Here is a 24272-nt window from a genome sequence, read left to right as displayed (position 1 = left end):
GTTCGATGTCATCGATAATATAGTGGGTGTCTGGGGATCAAAGAGATCTTTTCCCTTCACCGTTCGCACTCGATAAAAGGAATTCACAAGGCCACCGTCTGAGATCTTTTTCCTGCGCGCCTGAGATTGTCGAACAGATACCAGAGATGGAAAAAATGGCGGATGGTGGCGCGATATGCTTTTCTTCATTATGATGAGGTTGATGCACATGTCTGTGGTTTGCGGGTCGAGTGATTGATCTGGGGGTCTGGTAGTCCTGTGGTTCCTGAGGATGTAGAGGATCATCACAGAATCCACATATATGTGGAATTATAATTCTTACCTGTGGGCGCTGAAATAGTGTCCTTGTGAGGTTTCAGAATTCGCCTGGTTTTTCTGAAATCTTCAAACCCCCCGATCATATTTTTCCCTGACTGGAAGGTCTGTGTACTGATTGGGTAACCAGGAAAAGGAGGAATAACCATGAAAAGAACACACAAAAATGCCCCGCCCCTTGTGGTGCTCGGGCTGTTAGTGATCGGGATGATGCTGATCGTCCCGGCGGCATCTGCAGAGGCTTCGTCCCTTGCAGTGCCTGGTCTCAAGGCACAGTTTCCAATAGGTCCAGATGGAGATGATCCTCACATTTCAGGGAATATTGTTGTCTGGCAAGCCACGGTTGATGGTTCATGGGATGTTATCGCATATGATCTCTCTACAGGGGTCACCACCCCGATCTGTTCTGGCCCTTCTCGGGCATGGGATCCGGCGATCGACGGCAACAGAGTGGTCTATAGGGACAATCCAAACGGCAATCAGGACATCTATCTCTATGACCTGAAGTACAAGTACAGAGTACCGATCTGCACCAATCCTGCATACCAGATGAGTCCCGCGATTGATGGGGATATTGTTGTCTGGGAGGATAATCGCAATGGAGGGAGCAATGATATCTACATGTACGATATTGCTACTGGAACCGAGCGTGCGGTCTGCACTGCACCTGACTACCAGGGGTTCCCAAGCGTATCGGGAGACCTGATTGTCTGGCGTGACGATCGCAATGGGGAATCAGACATCTATATGTACACTATTTCCACCGAGGTAGAAACTTGTATCTGCAACGCGGCAGGAGGGCAGAACTGTCCGGTCATCGATGGGGATCGGATTGTCTGGGAGGATACCAGAAACGGAGACTATGATATTTACCTGTATGATCTCTCCAGCGGGACCGAAACGGCGATATGCACTGATCCAGGAGACCAGAAATATCCAGATATCTCGGGTGACAAGATTGTCTGGCAGGCCGGTGACGGTACGTATCAGCATGATCTCTCGACCGGGACAACCACATTGATAGTGAACGATGGCTCTTGTCCCTCAATTGATGGGGATCTGGTGGCCTGTGAGAAGAATGGTGGTATTTATCTCTATGCGCCCTAGAGATTCCTCTTTTTGAAGGATGCATCGGTGAGAGGAGATGCATCCTCCTCATCATATTACCTTGAAGTGGTAATAGAAATACTCTATTCTGGGATGATATTAACAGATTATTCAGGATTCTTTTGATGGTCTGTCTTGATTTAGTTTTATTGAAATTTAGAAGTGAGGATAAGGAAGGATGACGTCTTTTTGAAGATTTCTGGATCTCTCAATCTTTCAACACTCACAGTGTAAGTATCAATGATTTTCTACCCCTGTAGAGATCCTCTGGATTGATCTCTTTGCGGTGCCTGGTTCCCTACTCGTCAGGATAATATGAGGTCCCCATGTAGGGAGTGCTCCTGAAAGATCAGTGTTTCTCATGTTCATTCTGCTCACACTCGAAACACTCCATGTCGTGGCACATCGAAGATATGCTCGTTAGAAAATTCTTTGTATTTTTTGTGCTCTCATTCTTGTTGCCGCTCGCATCCATCGAACCCTGCGATGAAGATCAAAGCATGAAGGCGGAGAAAAAGATCCTCTAATGTAAGGTGTTGTTCCTCTCCCTGTCTTTGTGTATGTAAGTCGGGAAAATCTTTGCTCTCAAGATATGAGAGGAATTTACTCGAAACGATCGAAGATCTTTGAGTTCGGTCCCCCGGACAAAATCATCTCTCCAGAGTTTTCAACAAAACCAAAAAAAACCTCACCCGATCTCAAGGGAATGATCGGGTCCAGGAATAGTTCGCGAGAAATTCAGCACGCGCGTTCCTCAGGCCGTGGCCGACCTGGGATCCATTTTTTCCTCTTCCTTTCCTCCTCCCCCTCTTTCTTTGTCGAGCAGTTCGAGGGCGTCATGGGTGAGGCGGTATCGCACTCTTCCCTTTGCTTTTTTTGCTTCGACGAGTCCATCGTTGATGAGACGCTCCATATGCCAGCTGACGGTCGGCCTTGAGACCTCGACGGCCTCTGCAACTTCTGACTGGGAGATCCCGGGAGTCTTCCTCAGGACTGAGAGCAGATTCTTTTTGGTCGTGTTTTTGAAGTGCAGGAGGATCTGCTCTTCGTCGGTGTCGAGTCTGTCGGTGTATGCAAAGTAGCCAACAGCTTTTCCCTTGACGATTTTGTGGATGAGACTCCTGTCCTGTAGGTGGGTGAGGTGGTAGTGCACGGTGCCGCGGCTGACCCCGATTGCGGTGGCGATCTCGGTCGCAGAGATGCCAGGATTCTTCCCGATGCACGAAAAGATCTGCCACCGGTTTTGATTGTCGAAGGGGCGGTGACGCGAGACACGACGGTAGCCAAGGTAGGTCCAGATGCCGATCGAGTAGAAGAGTTCTATGGGGCAGGCAAGGAGGGGGCAGTAGATGAGGGCGAAGCACATGACAATTTTTTCAGGGGTGAGGTGCCAGATCGGGACGATCTCCTCGTCATCAATGAATGCTACGTCAGTGCAAATCTCTGGAGATATAGGTTCAACGACGATTTTTGCCGTTGCTGGGCTCCAGACGAGCAGCAGTACCAGGATGAGTACAAAAATAGTGATGGTATCTCGATGCATGGCTCATCTCTCAGTGATTGTGGTCATGTAGTCAGTTTTCAGGAACTTAATATCCTATATCCAGTGTGTACGAGACCCCTTCTTCGGGCACGTCATCGCCAAAGACGCAGAAAGTCCAGGTGCCGCTCGGGAGGGATGGTGATTCGGAGAAAGAAAAACAAATTTTTTCATCGATCAGGCCGTCGTCACTGTCATAATATGGACCAACTTGTCCGTTGGGTGCTGGGAGTAAGATGTTCAAACGGACTGAGTGGGGGCCATCACCGTGCCCGCTCCAGTCGAGATACACCTTTATGGTCTTAACATTTGATGGAATGTCCTTGTTGATGGAATCCAAACTGTTTGGATAGATAGTATCCCCGATCGAACGGACAGCATTATCAAACCCTTCCAGGTCGATCACCCCATCCGGGATGGGTGAGACGGTGATCTGGTCGGCAGTCTCTGTTCTCAGGTCATGGGCGGTCGCAGCAGACACGAGCAGTGCTGCGGCGACGATTAGAATCAGAATGGTTTTTCTAGGCTGCATGATATCGCCATATCCTGAATCAGAACCTGTGAACTTAAACTTTCTGAGCTGATCCTCTAATTCCTCCTGATAGGGAGAGAGAGGGCTCAGAGAAAATATATAGTATAACAATATGTTTGCGTGATTTATGCCTGGAGGTGATTTCTGATGGAGTGGGAGAGATGACCGCGGCGTGGAACTCCCCGCGATTGCCGGTTGACATCGCCGTCCTCGGATGATATTGATCTTTCAGATAAGATCCTGCGCGCCTGCGCTCATCTCCCCTGGCACGAGAGACCAGGTCTTGACCTCTGTCCTTTGGTCGTCTCTTCATGGCCTACAGCCCTGATCACGCGTGGAACCTGGGCCGTTCTCACATCGGGCATATCCCAAAACTCTCTTGGGTGACCATCCCCTTGAACCGGAGTGCTTCCTTCCAGAGATCTTGAACCATCCTCCACCAGACCCGCAGGAGTGCGAACATACCTGGAGAGTTCTTCCTATGATCCTATGACGCGGATTGCAGTCCGACCCACCTATTGCAGGGTATTTCTAAATGAGGTCATCCCAAAACTCTCCCGCCCTTCTCCTCGCCGATGAAGAGCGATGGATGAGAATAAAGCGACCCCTGCGTTTTCATAACGCACCCATCCATTCATCACCTTCCCCCGCCCCTATGCCGGGGTCGATGCCCTGGATACCCGCAATGGCGATAGGTAAGGAAAGGCAGGAGGAAAAACCATGAAGACAGGACGCAGTCCTCCACCACTCTTCATCCGCAGGGGGTCAGGGGCGCGGCACGCTCCCTGGGGAATGCAATTGTAAGGGACATGGGGGCTGTAGCCCTCCTCTTGATAATCTTCTCCAGGAGCACCAGGTCTGATCTCTGTCGGGGTGGTCTGTGGGGCAAGTCCTGGCGAGAGAAGAGGAGAAGGTGGAGAGATGACCATGAAGAGGGGGTGCTCTCCTCGACCCTATGGTGTGGCGGGGTACGCCTTCAATTCTGCCGCATCGGGCGTATTTTGGACCACTCCGATGACTTCCACTCCTTTCTTCTGTTGGTCGCCCTCTCTCAATCTTCTGATCTGTAGAGGATCCGTACACAACACATATATAAAAAAAGAGATATATGAGGGAGCGTGGATGCCGGAACCGGGTGCCCATCTCTGACCGAGGGCTGATGACACCGGACTTCCCTTCCTGTGCCCGCATCATCTGACCCTTCAGGAGAGCATTCTGCCTCACCCTGGAGGGGCACCCCCCCATTCCCTTGAGGACCGGCATCCCGCGGGATGGCGGGGCGGACCTCTTCTTCTCCTGCGGGGCTTCATGGTCCCCGGCCTGTTGCCTGATATGACATTATCAGGAAAGGGTGTGTCCCTGGAGTCACTGGAACATGGATCTGGAAAATTATCGGAAACCACAAGAGAGAAAAACCCTGGCACTGACAAGGGCGGCACTGATTGGCCTGATTGTTGCTGCAGTGCTTGCCGCAGGGTGCAGCGTCCCTTCTGCAGGGGAGGTGCAGGCGGCGGTCGCGGAGGTCCATGAGAAGACGACCGGTCTTTCTGCACATGTCATTCTGGCCGCACCGGACTGGGACACTATGGTCAGGATCTCTTCTGAGGATCGCGATCGTTACCGTTTTGAGTATCTCGAAGGGATGTATGCCGGGACGCTCGTCGTCAATGATGGGGAGAGACTCTGGGTCTATGACCCGGCTGCAGGCAATGCCTCGGTGATCCCGGCGGAGTACGCCGGCACCCTCTTTTCCGATGCCGTCAGGCAGGCGCAGACTGGATGGGAGGTGTACCAGATGGCGGTGGCCGCCGTCGTGGACGGCCCGATCTCGTCGGTGACGGCAGGGGAGCGCGACGGCCGCCAGGTCTACGAGGTCGTTGTCGAGGGAGACGGTCCGGTCGGGACGGCGCCGACCGGACGGCGTGAGGAGGTCTATGGTATCAGGGCGGTGGTCGATGCCGGGACCTGGACAGTTGTCGAGGCGGCCCTCCTGGATGCAGGAGGGGAAGAGGTGATCGTCGCACACTACGCGGAGGTCAGTCTGGACCCGGCGTTCCCTGAAGATGCCTTCACCTTCGAACCCCCGCCAGGGACGAATGTCACCCTGGCACGGACTTTTGCCCTCACGCCGATCTTTGCCGGGAACCTTGACGACCTGGAGAAATTCGCGGGGCCCGGGACGCCGGTGCCGTCCTGGCTCCCTGGGGGGTATGCGTTTGTCGAGGGCCACCAGATCCCTGCGCTCTCCACCACCGTGATCTATGCACGGGACGATGCCCCTGATCAGATCAGGCTTACTGTCAGGCCTGCCGACCTCCCGGTCCCGCCTGTCCCCGAAGGTGTCGAAGAGGTGGGGATCGACGGGATGGATGGTCGGTATTTCACCAGAGATGGGGCCGCCACGCTGGTCTGGTCTGACGGCATAATGACCTATGAACTGGATGGGCCTGATCAGCGGGAGGTGCTGATCAGGGTCGCCGCCTCGGTCGGTCCCCTGGAGGAAGTGGTGTGATCGAATATGGAGAAGGATCAAGGATCCTTCATCTATTTTTTAGGATGGGGGATATCTCAAACATCTCAAGAGTGTGTACCCCTACCCCCGCCTGATCCCCATCGCTCCATCCAGTACCTCCGCCACCTCCTGCAGGTCGTCAAAGATCCGGTCGGCGTCTTTTCTCATCTCCTCGACGGCGGCGGTGAGGCTTCCGCCGCGCAGGTAGATGAGTTTCTTTTTTCGATACAACAGTCCGGCGAGCGTGAGGTTTCTGACATGATGGTTCACCCGCCCCGGGGTGATCTCCAGGTGCCCGGCAAGGGTCTCTGAGGCGACGCCCCGCTCGGCGGCAATTTCGGCGAGGACTTCGAGGACGACCTGCTGGGCGATATTTTCCAGGTCGCGGCCGTTCGTCAGTCCAAGGCTCTCGCAGAACCAGGCAAGATGTTCATCGACCCCGCTCCCTTGCGGCCGCTCAATGGTGTTGAGGGAGATACGCTGTTCGATCATGGTGATACCCCGTCCATATGGTTTACATTGAAACTATTTCAATCATGTTGAGATCATCTCGATTTAACTGGAAAAGATTATATAGAAATCGCGCCCATCATATGGGATGATCCACTCTCTGTGGACCGCAGGAGGAATACTATGGCAAAAATCCAGCCAATCGGAGAGAGAGTACTGATCAGACAGAAGAAATCAGAGGGAAAAACCGCGTCCGGGATCTACCTCCCTGACTCGGCGCGCGAGAAGCGCAACGAAGGGACCATCATCGCCGTCGGCACCTACGAGGACGGGAGGGCGCTCCCGGTGAAGGCGGGCGACCATGTCATCTATGGAGGATACTCATCTGAAGAGATCGAGATCGACGGTGAGAAGTGCCTCTTTGTCGACTGGAAGGATGTCCTTGCAAAGGTAGAGGAGGAGTGAATATCATGAGTGCCAAGCAGATTATGTTCAATGAAGCGGCCCGCCAGGCCCTGCTCGCCGGGGTGGACAAGGTCGCCAACACCGTCAAGATCACCCTCGGTCCCAAGGGGCGGAATGTCGTCCTGGACCGCGGGTCAAAACCGCTCGTCACCAACGACGGCGTGACCATCGCCAAGGAGATCGAACTTTCCGACAAGTTCGAGAATATGGGAGCCAAGCTTGTCAGGGAAGTGGCCTCCAGAACCCAGGACAACACCGGCGACGGCACCACCACCGCGACCCTCCTTGCCCAGGCGATGCTCGCCGAAGGGATGAAGAACATCGCCGCCGGCGCCAACCCGATCGAAGTGAAGCACGGCATCGACCGCGCCGTCGGCCTGGTCGTGGACCGCCTCAAGGAGCAGAGTATCCCGGTCCAGGAGAAGGAGAAGATCGTTCAGGTCGCCACTGTCTCTGCCAACAACGACGAAGAGACCGGGCGGCTCATCGCCGACGCCATGGAGAAGGTCGGCTACAATGGGGTCATCTCGGTCGAGAACGCCAAGACCATGGAGACCTCTCTCAAGGTCGAGGAAGGGATGCAGTTCGAGCGCGGTTACCTCTCCCCGTACATGGTCACCGACCCTGAGCGCCAGGTCTGCGAGTACGAGGATCCCTCGGTCCTTATCACCGACCGCAAGATCTCGACAGTGAAGCAGATCGTCCCGGCCCTTGAGATGGCGGCCTCTGAGGGCAAGCCCCTCCTGATCATCGCGGATGACGTGGACGGCGACGCCCAGGCGGCGCTGGTCCTCAACGTGATCAGGGGTGCGCTGAAAGTCTGTGCGGTCAAGGCGCCCGGGTTTGGCGATGAGAAGAAGGCGATGCTCGACGACATCGCGGTGCTCACCGGCGCCACGGTCGTCTCTGAGGAGCGCGGTTACAAACTCGAAGAGGTTAGCGAGGCGATGCTCGGCCATGCCAGGAATGTGAAGGTCGACCATGACAAGACCGTCATCGTCGGCGGCAAGGGCCAGAAGTCTGCCATCGATGAGCGGGTTGCACTCATCGAGTCTCAGATCAAGATCACCGACTCAGAGTACAAGAAGAAGAACCTCAAGAAGCGTCTCGCCAAACTCGGCGGCGGCGTGGCGGTGATCCGGGTCGGTGCGGCAACCGAGACCGAGCAGAAAGAGAAGAAGATGCGGATCGACGATGCCCTCAATGCCACCAAGGCGGCGGTCGAGGAGGGCGTGGTCGCCGGCGGCGGGGTCACCCTCTTCAGGGCGCAGTCCGCACTCGAAGATGTCGAGTTCGAGGGCGACGAGCAGGTCGGGCTCCTGATCGTCAGGCGCGCCCTCGAAGAACCGATGCGCCAGATCGCGGAGAACGCCGGGCTGGAAGGCGCCGAGGTCGTCGCACGGGTGAAGGCCGACGCCGATGCGCAGACCGGGTACAATGCCAAGACCGGGGTCTTTGAAGACCTTGCCGCGGCGGGGGTTCTCGACCCGACCAAGGTGGTCAGAAGCGGGCTCCAGAACGCCGCCTCCATCGCCGGGATGCTCCTCACTACCGAAGCGGCGGTCACCGACTTCGATGTGGAGAAGGACGAGAAGACCCAGGCGATCATCATCTGATCCCCTCCCTGGTCTATTTTTTTGTGTACAATACCAGGTCCCCTCTCGATACAGGGTAGAATACCACCGGCGAGGGTCCTGGGGCCTCTGGTCCCGGACCCCTTTTCTCATGAGGATCTGAAGTGGGGGGCGATTTTTTTGCGAGGTGGGGTGCATGTCCTCTCCAGAGAGTTGGGCGGAACAGATAACATACAGGTGAGACGATTGTCGGTCTTTGGTGTGCTTTTTTTGGATCTTTTGGCTCTGTAAAACCTCTCACCTGTTGTGTGGGGTAGATGTGTACCACCCGCCTTCCCCCTCTTTGGCCGGGGGCGAGTGCCGCCCGGACTCCCGGGAGCACGATAGGGGCGGGAAGGCATCATGGGCAACTGTGACGAAAGGACTGCAGACCTCGACCTATCGTGTGGCGGGGGGTCCGGGGGGTGCAACCCCCCGTCGAAGAGAACTATCAAGAGGATTTCTACAGAGCCCATGCCTTCTCATATCTTCTTGCTACCGGACGTTGCCGCCCCCCGTTCCCCTCGCCACCCTATAAATCCCATCAACACCCATGATCCTCCATGAGCAGTGACCGTGAACAGGCGACCTTCGAGGCCGGGATCAAACTCGGCGCCCTGTACCACCAGTGGGTCGGGACGCCGATCTCCCGTGCGACGGCCGCAAGCGTGGAGACCGCGATCGAACAGGCCGTCGGGCTCCAGCCGTACGTCGAGGAGATCCATGTCAGCCTGGACCGTGAGATGATGACCGCCAACCCCTTCGGCTACTCCGAACTGGCCGGGGCGATGTTCTCGGTGGAGATCACCACACAGGTCGGGACGGCACGGTGCGTCGCTGACCTCCACTTCACCGGCGAGTATCCTCTCATGAGCATCAGGTCCATCGATGAAGTTGCCTGAGACCCCGATCACCGACGACCACATCCACTTCGATCCCGTCCATGGCCGCGGGGTGGAGGCGGCGAAAGATTTCAAGCGTGCCGGCGGGACGCACGTCTTCATGGTCGCCCTCCCGGCCTACTCAGTCGGGGTCTGCCCGCGGAAAGGGGACGACTATAGGGCGGCCTTCGACGAGACCCTGCGGGTTGCCGGGATGGTCCGCGAGGTAGGCGTCACGGTCTTTCCTATCCTCGGCGTCCACCCCATCGAAGTCCTGAAATATGCCGAGCAGATCGGGCTTGCCGCCTCAGTCGACCTCGCCTGCGCCGGGCTCGACGTGGCGGCCGAGTATATCGAGGAAGGGAAAGCCGTCGCCCTCAAGAGCGGGCGCCCCCACTTCCCGGTGGAGCCCGACATCGCCGCCGCCTCAGAAGAGGTGCTCGTCCATGCCCTCGCACTCGGCGCCGACCTCGGGTGTGCGGTGCAACTCCATGCCGAGAGCGGGCCGTGCGCCGACATCGTCGACCTTGCAAAAAAAGTCGGGATGGACCCAGGCCGCGTCGTCAAACACTACGCCACCCCAGACACCCCGCTCATGCCCTCCTTCCTTGCCAAACAGGAAGGCCTCGCCGAGATGGCCAGGGCCGGGCGGCGGTTCACCATGGAGACCGACTACATGGACGACAACACCCGCCCCGGTGCGGTGCTCGGCCCCAAGTCGGTCCCGAGAGTCACCCGCAAGATGCTCGAGTCTGGTGCGATCACCGAAGACGACGCCTGGCAGATCCATGCCCGCACGCCGTCTGCGGTCTATGGCGTCGAAATAACTCTCTGAACGATCCACCTCTTTTTTACTCTCGCCGTACAACGTACGTACTGATGTACCTCAAGGTCCACCATACCAGGGAGGGTGCCGTGGTGGCAGTCTGCGACAGAGACCTGCTCAACACCACCCTCAGCCACGGTGATGTCGAGATCACCGTCACCGAGTCCTTTTACGGCTCCACGCCTGTGACCGAAGAGGAGGTGCGGGCCGCCCTGCGGGGTGCCTGCAATGCCAACCTCATCGGTGAGCAGGCGGTCGCGATCGCGGTCGAGATGGGACTGATCTCAGAAGAAGGATGTATGAAGATCGGCAGGATCCCGCACGCCGTCATCTTCTCGGTGTGACCATGGAAATTCTCAGGAGCGTCTGCCCACGCTGCGGCAAACCCTCGGCCGGGCTCTGCAACGAGTGCCGGGCGGCGGAGGTCGAGTGGCTGAAGTGCGAACCCAGGGTGGAGAGCATCTACTGCCCGGTCTGCGGATCCCAGAGGCATGGCAAGACCTGGACCGACACCCTGGTCGACCACGAGACCCTGGTCCATGAGATCGCCTACTCGGCCCTCACCCTCCACCCTGATCTGCGGGGTGCCGAGATTGCGATGACCTTCAAGGACCCGAGTCCGAACCGGACCTTTGTCGATCTGACCGTCACCGGGACTCTTTATGGGGTCGAGGTGACCGGGTCCTGCCAGGTCAAGATCGTCTGGATTAAAGAGCAGTGCGACCGGTGCAACCGGATCAGCGGCGGGTATTACGAGGGGATCATCCAGGTGCGGGCCGTGGACCGTCGCCCCTCTGACCGCGAGATGGACCAGGCGGCGCGGATCGCCGAAGAGACCGAAGACGGGCTTCAGGAGGCAGGCGAACGCCTCTCCTTTGTCTCAAGTATCGAGGAGATGAAGGACGGCCTCGACATCGTTGTCGGGTCCCAGCACATCGGGCATATAGTCGCCTCGACACTCTGTTCGACCCTTGGCGGAAAACTCTCCACCCACCCCAAACTGGTCGGCGAGAAGGACGGCAAGCGCCTGTACCGGGTCACCTATCTGGTCCGTCTCCCGAGATTCCAGATCGGCGACGTCGTCGTCGTCCGCGGCGGATACGTGGAAGTGCGTGGCACCGGGCACGGCCGTCTCCAGGTCTACGACCTCGGGGATGCGTCGGCACATTTTGTCTCCGAGGACGAGGTCGAACGCTTTGTCGGGAATGTCGGCGACGCCCAGAACGCCCTGGTCACCTACCATGACGGCGACGTCATCGGGATCCTCGACCCAAAGACCCAGGGACCGGTCGAGTGCCGGGCGGTCCCCTGGCTCGAGGTCGAGGACGGGGGAACGATCCGGGTGCTGAGAGACGACGAGACCGAACGTTTTGTCCTTGTCGGGTGAGCATGCGGGTACGGAAGGTCTCCAGGGACGACCTCGCCGCAGCGATGCGCGAGGGGTGGGCAGACCGGTCCCGCCGCCCCTATGTCGAGGGGGAGTGGGGCTATGTCCCGGTGCGTGAAGGGTATCAGGCAGACCTCGACCTCCCTGAGCGTCGGCCGTACCGGGGCCGGGCCTTCCAGATGATCGGGGACACCGCGGTCCTCCATGGCCCCCGCCCCACCGAGGAAGAAGTGGCGGCGGTCGTGGCATGGCGCCGCCCGGTCTGCGTGCTCTACCTTGCCGGGATCGACGGGATCCGCCGTCTCCCCCAGACCGAGGTGCTCTATGGCGAGCCCCACCTGGTCTGCCACCATGAGAACGGGTTTCGCTACTGGCTCAACCCGGCAGAGGTGATGTTTGCCCAGGGCAACCTGGATGAGCGGCGGCTGATGGGCCGGACGGTCGCCCCTGGCGAGCGGGTGGCAGATATGTTTGCCGGGATCGGCTACTTCACGGTCCCGATGGCGTCTGCGGGGGCTGAAGTGCATGCGATGGAGATCAACCCGGTCTCTTTTGGGTACCTCAAGAGAAATATCACTGAGAATAACATTGAAGCGCGGGTGCGCCCAGAGCACGGCGACTGTCGCGACCTCCTCGACGGGGTCTACGACCGGGTGGTGATGGGCCACTTCGACGCCCCCGGGTTCTTCGCCGCGGCCCTTGCCCATGCCAGGGCCGGGACGGTCATCCACCTCCACGCCCTCGGGGACGCCGCGGCGGCGGCCGAGGCGGCGGCAAAGGGTGCCGGGTTTACTGCGGCGGTCACAACCCGCAAAGTAAAGAAATATGGCCCGCATATATGGCATGTCGTACATGACGTGGTGCTCTCATGAGTGATGACAGAAGGTTGAGCGGAAAGACGGTGGTCCTGGCGGTCACCGGGAGCATCGCCGCCGTCGAGACGGTGAAACTCGCCCACGAACTCAGGCGCCGCGGTGCGGAGGTGCAGGCGGTGATGAGCGGGGCGGCGTGCGGGATCGTCCACCCTGACGCCCTCACCTATGCCACCGGGCGGGAGACGATCACGAGGTGCACCGGGATGGTGGAGCATGTGGTCTACTGTGGGGAAGGGGGGTGTGCCGACCTTCTCCTCGTCGCCCCGTGCACGGCAAACACGATCGGCAAGATCGCCGTCGGGGTCGACGATACTCCGGTGACCACCTTCGCGACGACGGCCCTGGGCCGCGGGATGCCGGTGGTGGTCGTGCCGGCGATGCATGAGAGCATGTACCGCCACCCCGGCGTGGTGGAGAACCTTGAGAAACTCCGCACCTGGGGGATCGATGTGGTCCCGCCGAGGATTGAGGAGGAGAAGGCGAAGATCGCGGGCATTGAGGAGATCGTCCTCCATGTCGAGCGTGCCCTCTCTGGCAGACCGCTTGCAGGGAAACGAGTGGTCGTCACGAGCGGCGCCTGTGCCGAACCGGTCGACGACGTGCGGGTGCTCACCACCAGGTCGACCGGGCGGATGGGCCGGGCGCTTGCCCTGGAAGCATTCAGGCTCGGGGCCGGGGTGACGGTGGTCCATGCAGGGCCTGCGGTGCCGTGCGTGGAGAATGTCCATGTGGAGACGGCCGCCGAGATGATGGAGGCCGCCCTCTCGGCGGTGCGTGAAGGCGCCGACTATTATCTCTCGGCGGCGGCGATCTCAGATTTCGCCCCGGTGCGTTCAGTAGGCAAGATCCCGAGCGGGGCGCCGGTGCCTCTCACTCTCCGCCCCCTCCCCAAGGTGCTCGACGCCGTGCTCCGAGACTTCAAGGGGACGGCGGTCGCCTTCAAACTCGGGTGGGCCGAGGAGGCACGGGCAGAGGAGATGATCAGGATGATGGGAGTGAGGATGGTGGTGATGAATACCCCGCCTGCGATGGGGGCGACAGGCGGAGAGTTTGAGATCCTGACGGCCGAAGGGAAGATGCAGGTCTCAGGGACCAAAGAGGAGGTTGCAGAGGCGATATGGTCCGCACTGCGATAGCCTTCTGTCCAGGACACATCTCCGGATATTTCAGAAAGGTGACTGGGGAGACGCCTGAGACGACCGGAAGCCTTGGCGCCGGGATCGTCGTCGAGGAGGGGGTGCGCGCCGTGGCATCCGCGGCCGCCCGCCCTGAGGTCGCGATCAGGCAGGTCGACGATCAGGGCAGGACGCACTCCGCCTTTGCAGGCTCGCCGCCGATCGAGTATCTCATGGACGAACTCGGGGTCGCCGCCAGGGTGGAGACGACCTGCCGTCTCCCGATCGGATCGGGCTTCGGGCTCTCGGCGGCGGCGCTTCTCTCTTCGGCGGCGGCGCTCGACGCCCTCTTTGAGATCGGGCTTGGTCGAGAGGGAATCGCCGCCCTTGCCCACCAGGCCGAAGTGGTGCACAATACCGGGCTTGGCGATGTGGCGGCCTGCCAGGGCGGCGGCGTGGTCTGCCGCGAAGGCCCTGGGACCGCTGCCAGGATCACGAGGGTGATGTCCGACGAGACGGTCTACGCCCTCTCCTTTGGTCCGCTTCCGACGCCTGACGTGATCGGTTCTCCTGCGCAACTGGCGCAGGTGGCCGAGGCCTTCCCGTCCGAATGTCCCTGCGACCTTGCCGAGTTCTTCGCCTTCTCGCGTGCGTTCGCCGAGAAGAGCGGGCTGGTGAGGCCTGAGGTGCGTGCGGCCCTTGATGCCTGTGACCGCGCCGGGGTACCGGCAAGCATGACGATGCTCGGGCTCGGGGTCTTTGCGGCCGGCGAGGATGCCGGGGAGGTGCTCGCGGGGTTCGGCGACCCGCTCCCTCTCCGCGTGGCGCGAGAGGGGTTCAGGTTTGTGGAGGTGCATGAATGACAGAAATTCCAGAAGACCACCCGCGGTATGCGGCGTTGATGGTCCGTGACCGCCTGACAAAGGCGATGTGGGCAAAGATCGTCGCCCCCGAGGGGCTGATCGCCCAGGGGCGGGGGGAGGCCTATGACTATCTTCTTGGTGAGCAGACAACCGGGAGCGCCGCAAGGGCCGAGAGGGCCGCGGCGGCGATGCTCCTCTCGGCCGAGCACCCGGTTATCTCGGTGAACGGGAACACGGCGGCCCTCTGCGCTCATCAACTTGCCGCTCTCCAGGAGGCGAGCGGGGCGGCGGTGGAGGTGAACCTCTTCCACCGGACTGAGGAGCGGATGGCCAAGATCACCGCACTCCTGGAGGAGCACGGAGTCGAGGTGCTCGCCGGGACGCCCGAGCGATTGATCCCGCTCTCCCATGAGCGGGCGCTCTGCCTCCCTGACGGGATCGGGAGGGCCGACCTGGTCCTGGTCCCGCTGGAGGACGGCGACCGGTGCGAGGCCCTGCGACAGATGGGGAAGAGCGTGATCACCATCGACCTCAACCCTCTTTCCAGAACGGCGCAGACCGCGACGCTGGCGGTCATCGACGAGGTGACCCGGGCGGTCCCGGCGGTCACGGCGGCGTGCCGCACGCTCTCTCAGGAGGAAGCACGGGCACTCGCCGTCGGGGTGGACAACACGGTCTTCCTTAAAGAGGCGCTCGTGACGATGGCCAGACACCTGGAGGAGATGGCCGATGCTCTGGAGTGAGAAATACCGGCCGACTGAGTTCTCTGAGGTTCTGGGGCAGGACGAGGTGGTGCGGGTTCTCTCCTCCTTTGCAGAGAGCAGAAATGTCCCGCACCTCCTTCTCGTCGGTGCCCCTGGCACCGGCAAGAGTGTGGCAGTCGAGGCGCTGGCACGAGGACTCTACGGCGCCCACTGGCAGGAGAACACCACCGTCCTCCCGACTGCCGACCTCTTCGAGGGGGGGAAGAAATATTTTGAGGCTGAAGAACGGTTTGCACACATCTACCGGAAGGACGAGAGCGTGATCTCGAACTTCAAGAATGTGGTCAGGTGGTATGCCTCGATCCGTCCGCTCGACGCCGAGTTCAGACTCCTGGTCTTCGAGGGTGCGGACACCCTCACCCGCGAGGCGCAGCAGGCCCTCCGCAGGACGATGGAGCGCTACTCGCGTACATGCCGGTTTGTCTTCCTCACCTCCAACCAGAGTGCGATAATCCCGGCGATCGCCTCGCGGTGCCTTCCTCTCGCCTTTGTTCCCCTCCCTGACCAGGTGGTGAGGCGGCGGCTCGAAGAGGTGATGGCGGCCGAGGGTGTCGGTGCCGACCAGGTGTCGTCGGCCGACCTCGATCTCATTGTCCCGGTGGCAGGCGGCGACCTCCGCAGGGCGCTCCTTCTCCTCCAGGTCTGTGCCGGGGCCGAAGGGGGGGTCGACCTTGCGGCGGCGTCCACCTCTGAGACCGAGACCATGGCCGCCTCGGTCTTCGAGGCCCTGGCACAGAAGGACCTCCAGGGCGCCAGGCAACGGGCCGAGTCCATGCTCATCGACTATGGCCTGACCGGGCGTGAGGTGATCAGGGAACTGGCGCAGGCGGCTGAACGGGCCTATGCCAACCCGCAGACCGCCGTCGCCCTGGCCGATGCCGACCTCAAGGTCCTGAGAGGCGGGAACGAATATGTCCAGATCAATGCCCTGCTGGCAAGGATCAGCAGGGAGGTGTTTTTTTGAAAGAGAACCTGGAGAAGGTGCAGGAGCACTATGACCATGTCGCGGAGGTCTATGACTCCCGGTATGGGGGCGATGTGGGGGAACGGTATCACGGGCATATCAGGGAAGAGGTGATGTGTTGTCTCCCAAAGGGCGGCGATCTCCTCGACATCGGGTGTGGGACCGGGTTGTTCATGAACTATTATCTCTCGTACGGCGGACGGGCGGTCGGACTCGACCTCTCCCCGGCGATGGTGCGGGAGGGACGGTCCAGGAACAAACTTGACCATCTCATCACCGGGACGGCCGATTATCTCCCCTTCAGGGACGACTCATTTGATGCGGTCTCAAGTATCCTGGCATTCAGTTATGTCCAGGACCCGGCAAAGGTGCTCGACGAGGTCTACCGGGTGCTGCGGCCAGGGGGCCGGGTCGCCATCTGCACCCTGGGACACAACCTCTTCACCGCCGCACTGCCCGCGGTCTACAAGATCGGGGAGAAGGTGCACTGGGGCCGGGTCGGGGTCGGCGACTTCGACGAGCACTATTATACTGACGAGGAGATCAGGGAACTCTTCGTGTCGGCGGGGTTTGTGAAGATCGAGACCCACCGCTGCTCTTTCGCTCATGTGAACCTCTCGAAGCCGCTCTTCAATGCGGCACAGCGGTTTGAACCGTTTGTGGAGCACCGGGTGCCGTACCTCGCTTTCAACCTCTGTGCCAGCGGGAAGAAAGAAGAATAATTTTTTTGGGCTGTTTAGAATTGGGCATGAGGCGATAGGGCTCCTCAAGCATGCGGGATGAAAATTTATCGTCGTTCAATCGCTTTTTTTCAAGACCGAAGAACCGGTGGGGATCGTGTTCCATCGCCGCCCCCACCTATCTTCATCGTGGGGGTCCGGGGGGTTTCCCCCGGCGCGAGATGGCGGTGAAGATTCGACGATGGGGGGCGGTACGTCGGATCGACGTGCCTTCCCGCACCACCATGCCTGGGGCGTTGCCCCCGGACCCCCCGGGATGAAGATAGGGGCGGGAAGGCGCTATTGATGCACCTGAAGAGGGAGGTGGCGTCCGCCACCTATCGAATCGCGCGGGGGGACCGGGAGGCGGCGAGCCCCTCGCAGAGATGGCCATCAAGAGCATTTCTACACGGCCCAAAATCGGCGACTTTATGGCTCAAAAACGGTCTGTCGCCCTTCAAAATCGCACCGATCTCCGGGCATTCACAACGCCCCCTGCTCGCTGTGCCCGGCCCCCCCGGCCGGAAATATCACTCTCATTCATATGGGTCGTCAGGGGGCGTTTATGGGCCTGGTTTCCTCGGGGTGTTCTGGAAAAGAGGATTATTCTGGGGAGATCGCTCGATCTCCCCGATCCGGGCCAGAATCGGGGCCCCCGATCCCGGAACCGGGCCAGATCCTGGCAGATCTCTCTCTCCTTTACTCGGTCTTCTGGAGTTGTCTGAGGATCCGCTCTTTCTTTTCGATGGCGGCGTCGGCGGCCCTGCGGACCTGCTCCTTCATCTCCTCGAAGTCGCGCGGCTCTCTGTCCACGACCTTCTTCACCGGGGTGTAGGCGGACTCCCTGAAGCGCGGCTGGAAGTCCCGCTCCTTGCCCTCAGAGAGGAGGACCGAGTCGGCCGGGCCTTCCTCGACATACCCGATCTCCGCGATCGGGACACCTACGGACCTGACGACGGCCATGACCTCCTCGGCATGCTCTGGCGGGACGACGATGAGGAGAGCGTCGAGGGAGACGCCGAGATAGTCGATCTGGAGGGCGTCGAGCATCTTCAGCACCCGCGGCTGCACGAGTTTCCTGAGGTTTTCGTCGTCGACGACGATCTTACAGTCGGCGGTCTCGGCCATCTCGTAGACGTCGCCGCGCAGTCCGCCATTGGTGACGTCGGTCATGGTGTGGATATGTTCGAGGACCGGGCTCCTGAGAAGGGCCTCGCAGGCCTTGAGGAAGTGGAGGTTGATCGTCTCCTCGACGACCTCGGGGTGGCCGAAGTAGAGAGCGGTGGTGGCGATGGTCCCGCCGCCCGCCCCGGCGGTCATGAGCAGGACGTCGCCAGGTTTTGTCTCGGTGCGGGCGGTGAGGTGGTCGGCGACTCCGACGGCCCCGACGCACCCGGTCATCCGGTCGCCGAGGACCATGTCCCCGCCGATGCGGAGGGTCGACCCGGTGACCAGCGGGACCTTCATCGCCTCGGCGACCGCGGCGATCCCTGCCGTGTAGTCAAAGATCTTGGCGACGTCGCCGTCGTCGGCGACATGGATGTCGGAGAGGAGGGCGATGGGGTGCGCGCCCATTACGTAGGCGTCGCGGAGTGTCGCCCTGGTCACGTGGAACCCGGCAAGAAACGGGAAGTCGGAGAGACGCGAGTGCATCCCGTCGACGGTGGTGATGATATATTCCCCGCCGGCCCTGACAGCCCCGGCGTCGTCCATCTCGTCGACGCCGACCGCGACCGCCGCTTTCCCGATGATCCTCGGGAACTGACGGTGGGCGAAAAAGTCGCCCCGGCCCCTCGACCCGACGCCGAACTCGCCCATCGTCACACCGGCGTGCTCGTATTCGAAGAGGTCGCCGGTCAGCCCTGAGGTGTTCTCGACCTCCTCGACGACGGCCGTGGCGAAATGCCTGGCATATGCTCTGGAAACGCCTCTCTTGATCTCAAGGATCCTGTCGGTGAGGGCTTCAACCACGTCCTCCCTGCTCCTGCCTGCCGCATGTTCACGGCGAGCGAATCCCTCAATGTCCATGAAAAGAGGTCGACTGGAGCCATGTTAAAGGCAGTGATGTACGACCGTCCTGGAAGGGCAAGGGTTGATATTGGAGGGGTTCCAGAGGGGAGGTGCCGGGTCTCCGGCACTCAGGGGGGAGATGAGGAATGAAGAGATATATCCTGACGGCGGCACTCTGGGAGGAGGGGGGCGTCTATGTCTCGAAGTGTCCTGAAATAGGAGTCGCAAGTTGCGGCGATACGCCTGACCGCGCCCTTGCCCATCTCAGGGAGGCGACAGAACTCTATCTGGAGAACGCGAAGGTGCTCGGCCTGACCGAAGACATGCTCCCTGCACTCCGCTCGCCGCGCAAGTTCTCGACGACCTTTGAGGTGTCTGAATGACCCGTCTTTCGGTGATCTCTTCAGACCGGGTTATCAGGGTCCTGAAGAAGATCGGGTTTGACTTCGCACCGAAGCGGAGCAGAGGAAGCCAGATCGCCCTCTCACGTCTCGACGAGTCCGGCCGCCCGCTCCTGGTGGTCGTGCCGCGCCGCGGCGACCTCCCGGTGGGGACGCTTCTTTCGGTGCTCCAGCAGGCCGCTCTCCCGAAGGAACGCTTTCTCCTGCTTGTCCGCGAGGCGGTCCCGGTGTCGTCCTGAGCGGGGGATGTTCAGGGGAATTGGTTGGGCTAGTTTTGTTGAGATCTCTAGTGTATCCAGGAATGAAAATGTAGATTCAATTCTGTAGAATCAGCTTTATAGAATCTCTCACTTATCGTGGGGAGCATGCGTGTCATCCGCCTTCCTATAGCCTCCCGCCGGGGGCGAGTGCCGCCCGGACAGCGAAGATCGGAGATCTTCTCGACTCCCTCCAGTCGTCGCCCAGGAGCACGATAGGGGCGGGAAGGCTGAATAGATGACCATAAAGAGAGTGCTGCCGACCTCGACCTATCGTGTGGCGGGGGGTCCGGGGGGTGCAACCCCCCGCCAGAGAGATTCATCAAGAGGATTTACCATGAAAATGATCCTGACGATCCTCTCTTTTGGTTTGCATGAGATTTTGAATTCGCCATACCCCGTTGAAGTCAATACGCAGAGAATAAAATATTCCTCTGATGGATCGGCCGCCCCCAATCGTCGAGATTTCCCTGCCATCTCGCGCCGGGGGGGTTGCACCCCCCGGGCCCCCACGACGAAGATAGGTGGGGGCGGCGATGGAACACGATCCCCATTGATTCTCCTCTCTTGAAAAAAGCGATCAAGCGACGAAAAATTTTCATCCTGTATGCGTGAGCCAGAGGTTCATACCCAATTCTACAGAACCAAAAGATCGGTATTTTCTTCGTGGAGGGGGATGGGCATGCGGTTATTCTTACACAAAGAGCAGTACAGAAATATTTTCAAGGGTAAATTTTCGACTCTGTAGAGATCCAATCCTATCGATGTTTCTCTCCGGGTGGTGGAGAGCACCTCGAAGATCAAAGAGTCATCTCAGCGGCCCGAAAGCCTCAGGATTTCTCGACTGCTCATAAATTGAAGATCATCTCGCCTCCCTCCGGTTTTCAAAGGGTCCCTTGTTGCACGATTGGTCCTGGACGCTACAACTCCATTCTGATACTTCGTTCGATGGTGCCTTCCTGGTCCACTCTTCGTTCCTTGGGATGCGAGTGAGAACAAGGTTGAGATGATCTCTGATCTTCGAGATGTGAGCGGAGCGAAGATGAGACAGTCAGTGGCTTTCGAGGAGCCCCTGATGAGAAGTGATGGGAAGGCAGGTGAGTCACGCTCGCGTTGGGAATAGGCAAGGGTATCTGCAGAGCAATCATACAACATGTGCCTGCCCGTGACCTGGTGTTCCTGACATACGCCAGTGGTGGCCCGGCCGACGGAGGTATCCGTCCCCTGGTGCGCCACTTACTTCTGCACAGAATGTCCATCTTCACGGGATGACCGAATATTTCTCTCCCTGTGCCATGACGATCGCGGGATCAGACTCAAGTGGGGGTGCAGGGGTTCAGGTCGACCTTGCGACCTTCGCGGCCCATGGGGTCTGGGGGACGGCGGCGGTGACGGCGGTGACCGCCCAGCACCCGGGCGGGGTGCAGGGCTCATGGCCCCTCCCGCCCGAGGCCGTGGCCGCCCAGGTCGAGGCGGTCACGGGTGCCTTCAGGGTGGGGGCCTTCAAGACCGGGATGCTCGTGGACGCATCGGTGATATGGAGGGTGGCCGACGTCCTGCCAGAAGGTGTCCCGCTCGTCGTCGACCCGGTGATGGTCTCGACCTCGGGCACCCGTCTCCTCTCAGAGGACGCACTTGAGGCGCTTGTCGCCGCCTTGATCCCAAGAGCCTCGGTGGTGACCCCGAACCTCCCTGAGGCGGCGGTGCTCGCCGGGATAAAGGTCGACGGCCCTGAGTCGATGCGGGAGGCGGGCAGGGCCCTCCTTGCGATGGGGGCCGGTGCGGTGGTGGTGAAGGGGGGGCATCTCCCTGGCGAACCGGCAGACCTCCTGATGGACCAGGACGGCGAGGTGCTCCTCACCGGCACACGCCATCCCTACTCAGCCCACGGCACCGGGTGCTGCTTCTCGGCGGCACTTGCTGCGGGTCTTGCCCGCGGGGATCCGGTGAAGGCGGCCTTTGTGGAGGCCAAGAGATTCATCGACGGTGCCATTGCTCATGCCGTCCCCGACCTGGAGGGCCGCCGCTCGGTGAACCCCCTCTGGCGGTGCGGGGGGGAGGTGAGCGGCCAGGAAAATATTTCTGGTTGATTTTGAGATCACTCTCCAGAATGTTCTTTTTTTAAATGTTGTAACAAATATTTCATTGTATGATCTGCGGATAGTTCTTATACCAGAATCGTGCGATATTTTTTTGCCCAGACCTGGTGCTCTTCAAGGTCGACAAACCCCTGGCTCATTTATATATATTCATAGAAGTTCGGACCGATTTCGCCGCGTATTTCCAGGGATTATGCCTGTGGATCTGGGGCGCAGGCCCGGGTATCATCGCTGCATCTCATCGGCGCGTAAATTCTGGATTTTCTGGCCCGCAGGTGTGTTTTGAAAAACTCAAATCAAAATATATATATAACGACCACTGGATCTAAGTCCGATGAAATCAAAATGTTCATATACTGTGCCATGAGAGCATGTACTATCCTACCTGTAAGGGTAGGGTGGTGAAACCGATGAAACTGTTTGAGAAGTTTGAGAAGAATGACGAGGCTGTGTCGCCGGTTATCGGCGTCATCCTCATGGTCGCCATCACGGTGATCCTCGCGGCCGTCATCGCCGCGTTTGTCTTTGGCATGGCAGGCAACATGTCTGGCACCAAGAGCGTCGCTGCTACTGCATCACACAGCGTTGATAATAATGGCAACCAGATAATCACTGTCACATATCAGGGTGGCAGTGATGCTGGTCTTGTCCAGAACGTCACTGTAAATGTCAATGACGGTAATAAAGTCCCGTTCCCTGGAAATATTACAGTGGGTGACTCAATGAAAATTAATAAGAGCGTCGAGAAGGGCAACCGGAACCATGTCGTTGCAACTGCAAAGTTCACTGACGGTTCCGACCAGGTCATCCTGGACACCTACATCTGAACCCCTTCCCCTTTTTTCTTTGTGAAGGTGGAGGCCCATGGTTCAGTCTGTACATGACGACGCGGTCTCCTCGACCATCGCCACAATCCTCATGGTCGCTGTCGTGGTGACCCTTGCCGCCATCGTTGCCTCCTTTGGTTTCGGCTCTACTGGAGATCTCCAGGAGAACGGGATCGTCGGGGCGACGGCAACGCAGTACGAAGACGGCACAATCAGCGTGACCTATGTCGGAGGCATGGGGGACCGGGAGATCGATCACCTGAACTGGACGATCGATGGGGTCGAACAGACAAACTGGCTCGATCACGAGGTCGGCGCGTCTGCAACCAATGCCACGCCGATCGCCGACCCGTGGGGAACGCACCAGGTGATGGTCATGGCGACGTACCTTGATGGATCGTCGCAGGTCATCCTGAACACCCAGATCTGACCAGAAAAAACGATGCTTTCCATCTCGTCTCCTCTCCTATCATGAGAGAGAAGACTGTGAATGACTCAATTGGACACTCTATGGAACCCATACCCATGCCGGGCGGAGAGGGAGTGGCGCACAAGATCACGAAATCCACGCTCTCCGCCCTCATTACCCTTATACTCGTCCTGCCTGCAAACATCTATCTCATCGGAGATGGCCTGGGTGCAGGCCTCCAGTTCCCGCTCCTGCGCTACCAGCAGACCTATCTGGGGACAAACCTCATCACTCTCGTGCGCGACTTCGAGTATGTCTCATCTGGCATCCTTGGGGGGAAGACCGCCCTCTCGGTCCTGTTATGGATCGGCGGTACCCTTCTCCTGGTCGCTGCGGTCATGTATCTTGTCTGCAGGTGGTATGAGGAGTATGCGTCCATCAAAAAACTCCTCTCCCTCCTCATTGCGGGAGCGGGGATCGCCTATCTCGCCTCGGTCGTCGTCCAGTACGGCCCCCTTCTCCATGGGCCTGCGGGCTTCTCGATTCCGGTCGGCGTGCCTATGGTCCTGGGGGTCGCATGGCTGGCATACCATGCCGAGATCGAGGAGGAGTATCTGGAAGAAGAAGATCCTGATGAGGACGATGCTCTGGAAGAGACTTCAGATGAATCACCTCGACCAGGAGAAGACTTCTCCTCCTCGACAAGTCCCTCGGAACCAGGGCAGGAGAGGTGAACTGGACCCCGGAAATTTTTTCCTGGACCTGGTCGGTGAATCAGGTCCCTGAACCTTTTTTGCGATTGGATGGAGGCCACGTCCCTGAAAATCGTCCCTGAGATTAGGGAAGGCAGGCGATTCGTGCTCACTTCTGGGACTGGTGAGATATTTTACAGGGCTCAGAGCATGCCTTCGTATCATTCTCGCCGTTGGATCCTTCTGGCGGGAGGGGACATGCCACCCCCCGAGCCCTCGCTGATGGGGATTTGCGGGGGATTGCATCCTGTCGTCATGATCATCGCTCTGCCTTCCCGCCCCTATCGCCATCCCGGGGGTCAGGGGGCAGGACCCCGGGCGTACGCGTGTGGGAAGGCGTGGTGATCAAGCGTGCCGCCTTCAATCGTAGAATCTTTCCTGGAATCTTGCACAGAGGGTCCAACTCCCCCGACCCCCTACAACGAAGAGAGGTGGCGGCAATGAAGTGGTGGTCCCATATAGTGTCCTGCTCCAGAGAGAGAGCAAGGGTCCATAACCCTGAGACCACCTAATATTTTCATCCCGTATGCGTGAGCCCCAGGTTCATGCCAGATTCTCCAGGGCCGAAAATTGAAAATGTTCTCAAGCA

Annotated in this window: 24 protein-coding genes; 20 read left to right on the top strand and 4 right to left on the bottom strand. The window is 59.3% G+C overall.

Annotated elements, in window-relative coordinates:
• Positions 1-462 precede the first annotated feature (462 nt).
• Complete coding sequence (locus tag J2129_RS06465; RefSeq protein ID WP_209630088.1) at positions 463-1422, top strand: PD40 domain-containing protein; 960 nt, start codon at positions 463-465, stop codon at positions 1420-1422.
• Positions 1423-2176: 754 nt separating this feature from the next.
• On the opposite strand, the gene J2129_RS06460 is transcribed toward J2129_RS06465, so the two are convergent.
• A complete protein-coding gene (locus J2129_RS06460) occupies positions 2177-2965 on the bottom strand; it encodes a winged helix-turn-helix transcriptional regulator (protein ID WP_209630087.1) in 789 nt (262 codons plus the stop codon).
• A gap of 46 nt (positions 2966-3011) precedes the next feature.
• Complete coding sequence (locus tag J2129_RS06455; RefSeq protein WP_209630086.1) at positions 3012-3605, bottom strand: hypothetical protein; 594 nt, start codon at positions 3603-3605, stop codon at positions 3012-3014.
• Positions 3606-4869: 1264 nt separating this feature from the next.
• On the opposite strand from J2129_RS06455, the gene J2129_RS06450 reads away from it, so the two are divergent.
• On the top strand, positions 4870-6006 hold the full coding sequence (locus J2129_RS06450; RefSeq protein ID WP_209630085.1) for a hypothetical protein: 1137 nt from the start codon (positions 4870-4872) through the stop codon (positions 6004-6006).
• An 81-nt stretch (positions 6007-6087) separates the two neighbouring features.
• Here the strand turns inward: J2129_RS06450 and J2129_RS06445 are convergent, their stop codons facing one another.
• The gene (locus tag J2129_RS06445; protein WP_209630084.1) at positions 6088-6498 is read right to left on the bottom strand and encodes a helix-turn-helix transcriptional regulator; all 411 of its coding nucleotides are present in this window, start codon (positions 6496-6498) and stop codon (positions 6088-6090) included.
• Positions 6499-6639: 141 nt separating this feature from the next.
• Between J2129_RS06445 and groES the strand changes: the two genes are divergently transcribed.
• The 12 genes from groES (at position 6640) to J2129_RS06385 (ending at position 16931) form a co-directional block, all read left to right on the top strand.
• Positions 6640-6921 (top strand): co-chaperone GroES, encoded by a 282-nt coding sequence (gene groES / locus J2129_RS06440; protein ID WP_209630083.1) that lies wholly within the window; start codon positions 6640-6642, stop codon positions 6919-6921.
• Between the two features lie 5 nt (positions 6922-6926).
• Positions 6927-8537 (top strand): chaperonin GroEL, encoded by a 1611-nt coding sequence (gene groL / locus J2129_RS06435; protein WP_209630082.1) that lies wholly within the window; start codon positions 6927-6929, stop codon positions 8535-8537.
• Positions 8538-9097: 560 nt separating this feature from the next.
• On the top strand, positions 9098-9436 hold the full coding sequence (locus J2129_RS06430; RefSeq protein ID WP_209630081.1) for a dihydroneopterin aldolase family protein: 339 nt from the start codon (positions 9098-9100) through the stop codon (positions 9434-9436).
• Positions 9423-10250: a TatD family hydrolase gene (locus tag J2129_RS06425; RefSeq protein WP_209630080.1), complete on the top strand. Its 828-nt coding sequence runs from the start codon at positions 9423-9425 to the stop codon at positions 10248-10250. The genes J2129_RS06430 and J2129_RS06425 overlap by 14 nt, the downstream gene beginning before the upstream one ends.
• Positions 10251-10294: 44 nt before the next feature.
• Complete coding sequence (locus J2129_RS06420; RefSeq protein ID WP_209630079.1) at positions 10295-10585, top strand: DUF424 family protein; 291 nt, start codon at positions 10295-10297, stop codon at positions 10583-10585.
• 2 nt (positions 10586-10587) lie between these two features.
• Positions 10588-11628: a 60S ribosomal export protein NMD3 gene (locus tag J2129_RS06415; RefSeq protein ID WP_209631277.1), complete on the top strand. Its 1041-nt coding sequence runs from the start codon at positions 10588-10590 to the stop codon at positions 11626-11628.
• Between the two features lie 2 nt (positions 11629-11630).
• Complete coding sequence (locus J2129_RS06410) at positions 11631-12500, top strand: methyltransferase (RefSeq protein WP_209630078.1); 870 nt, start codon at positions 11631-11633, stop codon at positions 12498-12500.
• Complete coding sequence (coaBC, locus tag J2129_RS06405) at positions 12497-13639, top strand: bifunctional phosphopantothenoylcysteine decarboxylase/phosphopantothenate--cysteine ligase CoaBC (protein ID WP_209630077.1); 1143 nt, start codon at positions 12497-12499, stop codon at positions 13637-13639. Before J2129_RS06410 ends, coaBC begins: the two co-directional genes overlap by 4 nt.
• A complete protein-coding gene (locus tag J2129_RS06400) occupies positions 13621-14481 on the top strand; it encodes a pantoate kinase (protein ID WP_209630076.1) in 861 nt (286 codons plus the stop codon). Before coaBC ends, J2129_RS06400 begins: the two co-directional genes overlap by 19 nt.
• Entirely contained in the window at positions 14478-15224 is a 747-nt protein-coding gene (locus J2129_RS06395; protein ID WP_209630075.1) for a 4-phosphopantoate--beta-alanine ligase, read from the top strand. Before J2129_RS06400 ends, J2129_RS06395 begins: the two co-directional genes overlap by 4 nt.
• A complete protein-coding gene (locus J2129_RS06390; protein WP_209630074.1) occupies positions 15211-16209 on the top strand; it encodes an AAA family ATPase in 999 nt (332 codons plus the stop codon). Before J2129_RS06395 ends, J2129_RS06390 begins: the two co-directional genes overlap by 14 nt.
• Complete coding sequence (locus tag J2129_RS06385; RefSeq protein ID WP_245320660.1) at positions 16206-16931, top strand: class I SAM-dependent methyltransferase; 726 nt, start codon at positions 16206-16208, stop codon at positions 16929-16931. The genes J2129_RS06390 and J2129_RS06385 overlap by 4 nt, the downstream gene beginning before the upstream one ends.
• A gap of 696 nt (positions 16932-17627) precedes the next feature.
• Here the strand turns inward: J2129_RS06385 and J2129_RS06380 are convergent.
• Entirely contained in the window at positions 17628-18956 is a 1329-nt protein-coding gene (locus J2129_RS06380; protein ID WP_209630073.1) for an AIR synthase-related protein, read from the bottom strand.
• 128 nt (positions 18957-19084) lie between these two features.
• On the opposite strand from J2129_RS06380, the gene J2129_RS06375 reads away from it, so the two are divergent.
• The 6 genes from J2129_RS06375 to J2129_RS06350 all read left to right on the top strand — a co-directional run bounded on the left by J2129_RS06375 (position 19085) and on the right by J2129_RS06350 (position 23665).
• Complete coding sequence (locus tag J2129_RS06375) at positions 19085-19321, top strand: type II toxin-antitoxin system HicB family antitoxin (protein ID WP_209630072.1); 237 nt, start codon at positions 19085-19087, stop codon at positions 19319-19321.
• Entirely contained in the window at positions 19318-19578 is a 261-nt protein-coding gene (locus J2129_RS06370) for a type II toxin-antitoxin system HicA family toxin (RefSeq protein WP_209630071.1), read from the top strand. Before J2129_RS06375 ends, J2129_RS06370 begins: the two co-directional genes overlap by 4 nt.
• A 1313-nt stretch (positions 19579-20891) precedes the next feature.
• On the top strand, positions 20892-21686 hold the full coding sequence (gene thiD / locus J2129_RS06365) for a bifunctional hydroxymethylpyrimidine kinase/phosphomethylpyrimidine kinase (RefSeq protein WP_245320659.1): 795 nt from the start codon (positions 20892-20894) through the stop codon (positions 21684-21686).
• A 419-nt stretch (positions 21687-22105) separates the two neighbouring features.
• Complete coding sequence (locus tag J2129_RS06360) at positions 22106-22522, top strand: type IV pilin N-terminal domain-containing protein (protein ID WP_209630069.1); 417 nt, start codon at positions 22106-22108, stop codon at positions 22520-22522.
• Between the two features lie 37 nt (positions 22523-22559).
• Positions 22560-22952 carry a type IV pilin N-terminal domain-containing protein gene (locus tag J2129_RS06355; protein WP_209630068.1) on the top strand — a complete coding sequence of 131 codons (393 nt, stop codon included), beginning with the start codon at positions 22560-22562 and terminating at the stop codon, positions 22950-22952.
• A gap of 80 nt (positions 22953-23032) precedes the next feature.
• Complete coding sequence (locus tag J2129_RS06350) at positions 23033-23665, top strand: hypothetical protein (protein WP_209630067.1); 633 nt, start codon at positions 23033-23035, stop codon at positions 23663-23665.
• The last annotated feature ends 607 nt before the right edge of the window (positions 23666-24272 follow it).

Source organism: Methanofollis sp. W23 (genome assembly GCF_017875325.1).
Lineage (GTDB): Archaea > Halobacteriota > Methanomicrobia > Methanomicrobiales > Methanofollaceae > Methanofollis.
Note: the sequence above shows the minus strand (reverse complement) of the source record. Positions and strands in the feature narration are given on the sequence as shown.

Excerpts from the sequence above, each read along its gene's own strand:
- J2129_RS06360 (WP_209630069.1), top strand. The coding sequence starts at position 22,106 with ATGAAACTGTTTGAGAAGTTTGAGAAGAATGACGAGGCTGTGTCGCCG.
- thiD (WP_245320659.1), top strand. The coding sequence starts at position 20,892 with ATGACGATCGCGGGATCAGACTCAAGTGGGGGTGCAGGGGTTCAGGTC.
- J2129_RS06355 (WP_209630068.1), top strand. The coding sequence starts at position 22,560 with ATGGTTCAGTCTGTACATGACGACGCGGTCTCCTCGACCATCGCCACA.
- J2129_RS06395 (WP_209630075.1), top strand. The coding sequence starts at position 14,478 with ATGACAGAAATTCCAGAAGACCACCCGCGGTATGCGGCGTTGATGGTC.
- coaBC (WP_209630077.1), top strand. The coding sequence starts at position 12,497 with ATGAGTGATGACAGAAGGTTGAGCGGAAAGACGGTGGTCCTGGCGGTC.
- J2129_RS06380 (WP_209630073.1), bottom strand. The coding sequence starts at position 18,956 with ATGGACATTGAGGGATTCGCTCGCCGTGAACATGCGGCAGGCAGGAGC.
- J2129_RS06375 (WP_209630072.1), top strand. The coding sequence starts at position 19,085 with ATGAAGAGATATATCCTGACGGCGGCACTCTGGGAGGAGGGGGGCGTC.
- J2129_RS06460 (WP_209630087.1), bottom strand. The coding sequence starts at position 2,965 with ATGCATCGAGATACCATCACTATTTTTGTACTCATCCTGGTACTGCTG.
- J2129_RS06465 (WP_209630088.1), top strand. The coding sequence starts at position 463 with ATGAAAAGAACACACAAAAATGCCCCGCCCCTTGTGGTGCTCGGGCTG.
- J2129_RS06415 (WP_209631277.1), top strand. The coding sequence starts at position 10,588 with ATGGAAATTCTCAGGAGCGTCTGCCCACGCTGCGGCAAACCCTCGGCC.
- J2129_RS06445 (WP_209630084.1), bottom strand. The coding sequence starts at position 6,498 with ATGATCGAACAGCGTATCTCCCTCAACACCATTGAGCGGCCGCAAGGG.
- J2129_RS06390 (WP_209630074.1), top strand. The coding sequence starts at position 15,211 with ATGCTCTGGAGTGAGAAATACCGGCCGACTGAGTTCTCTGAGGTTCTG.
- J2129_RS06410 (WP_209630078.1), top strand. The coding sequence starts at position 11,631 with ATGCGGGTACGGAAGGTCTCCAGGGACGACCTCGCCGCAGCGATGCGC.
- J2129_RS06450 (WP_209630085.1), top strand. The coding sequence starts at position 4,870 with ATGGATCTGGAAAATTATCGGAAACCACAAGAGAGAAAAACCCTGGCA.
- groL (WP_209630082.1), top strand. The coding sequence starts at position 6,927 with ATGAGTGCCAAGCAGATTATGTTCAATGAAGCGGCCCGCCAGGCCCTG.
- J2129_RS06370 (WP_209630071.1), top strand. The coding sequence starts at position 19,318 with ATGACCCGTCTTTCGGTGATCTCTTCAGACCGGGTTATCAGGGTCCTG.
- J2129_RS06420 (WP_209630079.1), top strand. The coding sequence starts at position 10,295 with ATGTACCTCAAGGTCCACCATACCAGGGAGGGTGCCGTGGTGGCAGTC.
- groES (WP_209630083.1), top strand. The coding sequence starts at position 6,640 with ATGGCAAAAATCCAGCCAATCGGAGAGAGAGTACTGATCAGACAGAAG.
- J2129_RS06400 (WP_209630076.1), top strand. The coding sequence starts at position 13,621 with ATGGTCCGCACTGCGATAGCCTTCTGTCCAGGACACATCTCCGGATAT.
- J2129_RS06350 (WP_209630067.1), top strand. The coding sequence starts at position 23,033 with ATGGAACCCATACCCATGCCGGGCGGAGAGGGAGTGGCGCACAAGATC.
- J2129_RS06425 (WP_209630080.1), top strand. The coding sequence starts at position 9,423 with ATGAAGTTGCCTGAGACCCCGATCACCGACGACCACATCCACTTCGAT.
- J2129_RS06430 (WP_209630081.1), top strand. The coding sequence starts at position 9,098 with ATGAGCAGTGACCGTGAACAGGCGACCTTCGAGGCCGGGATCAAACTC.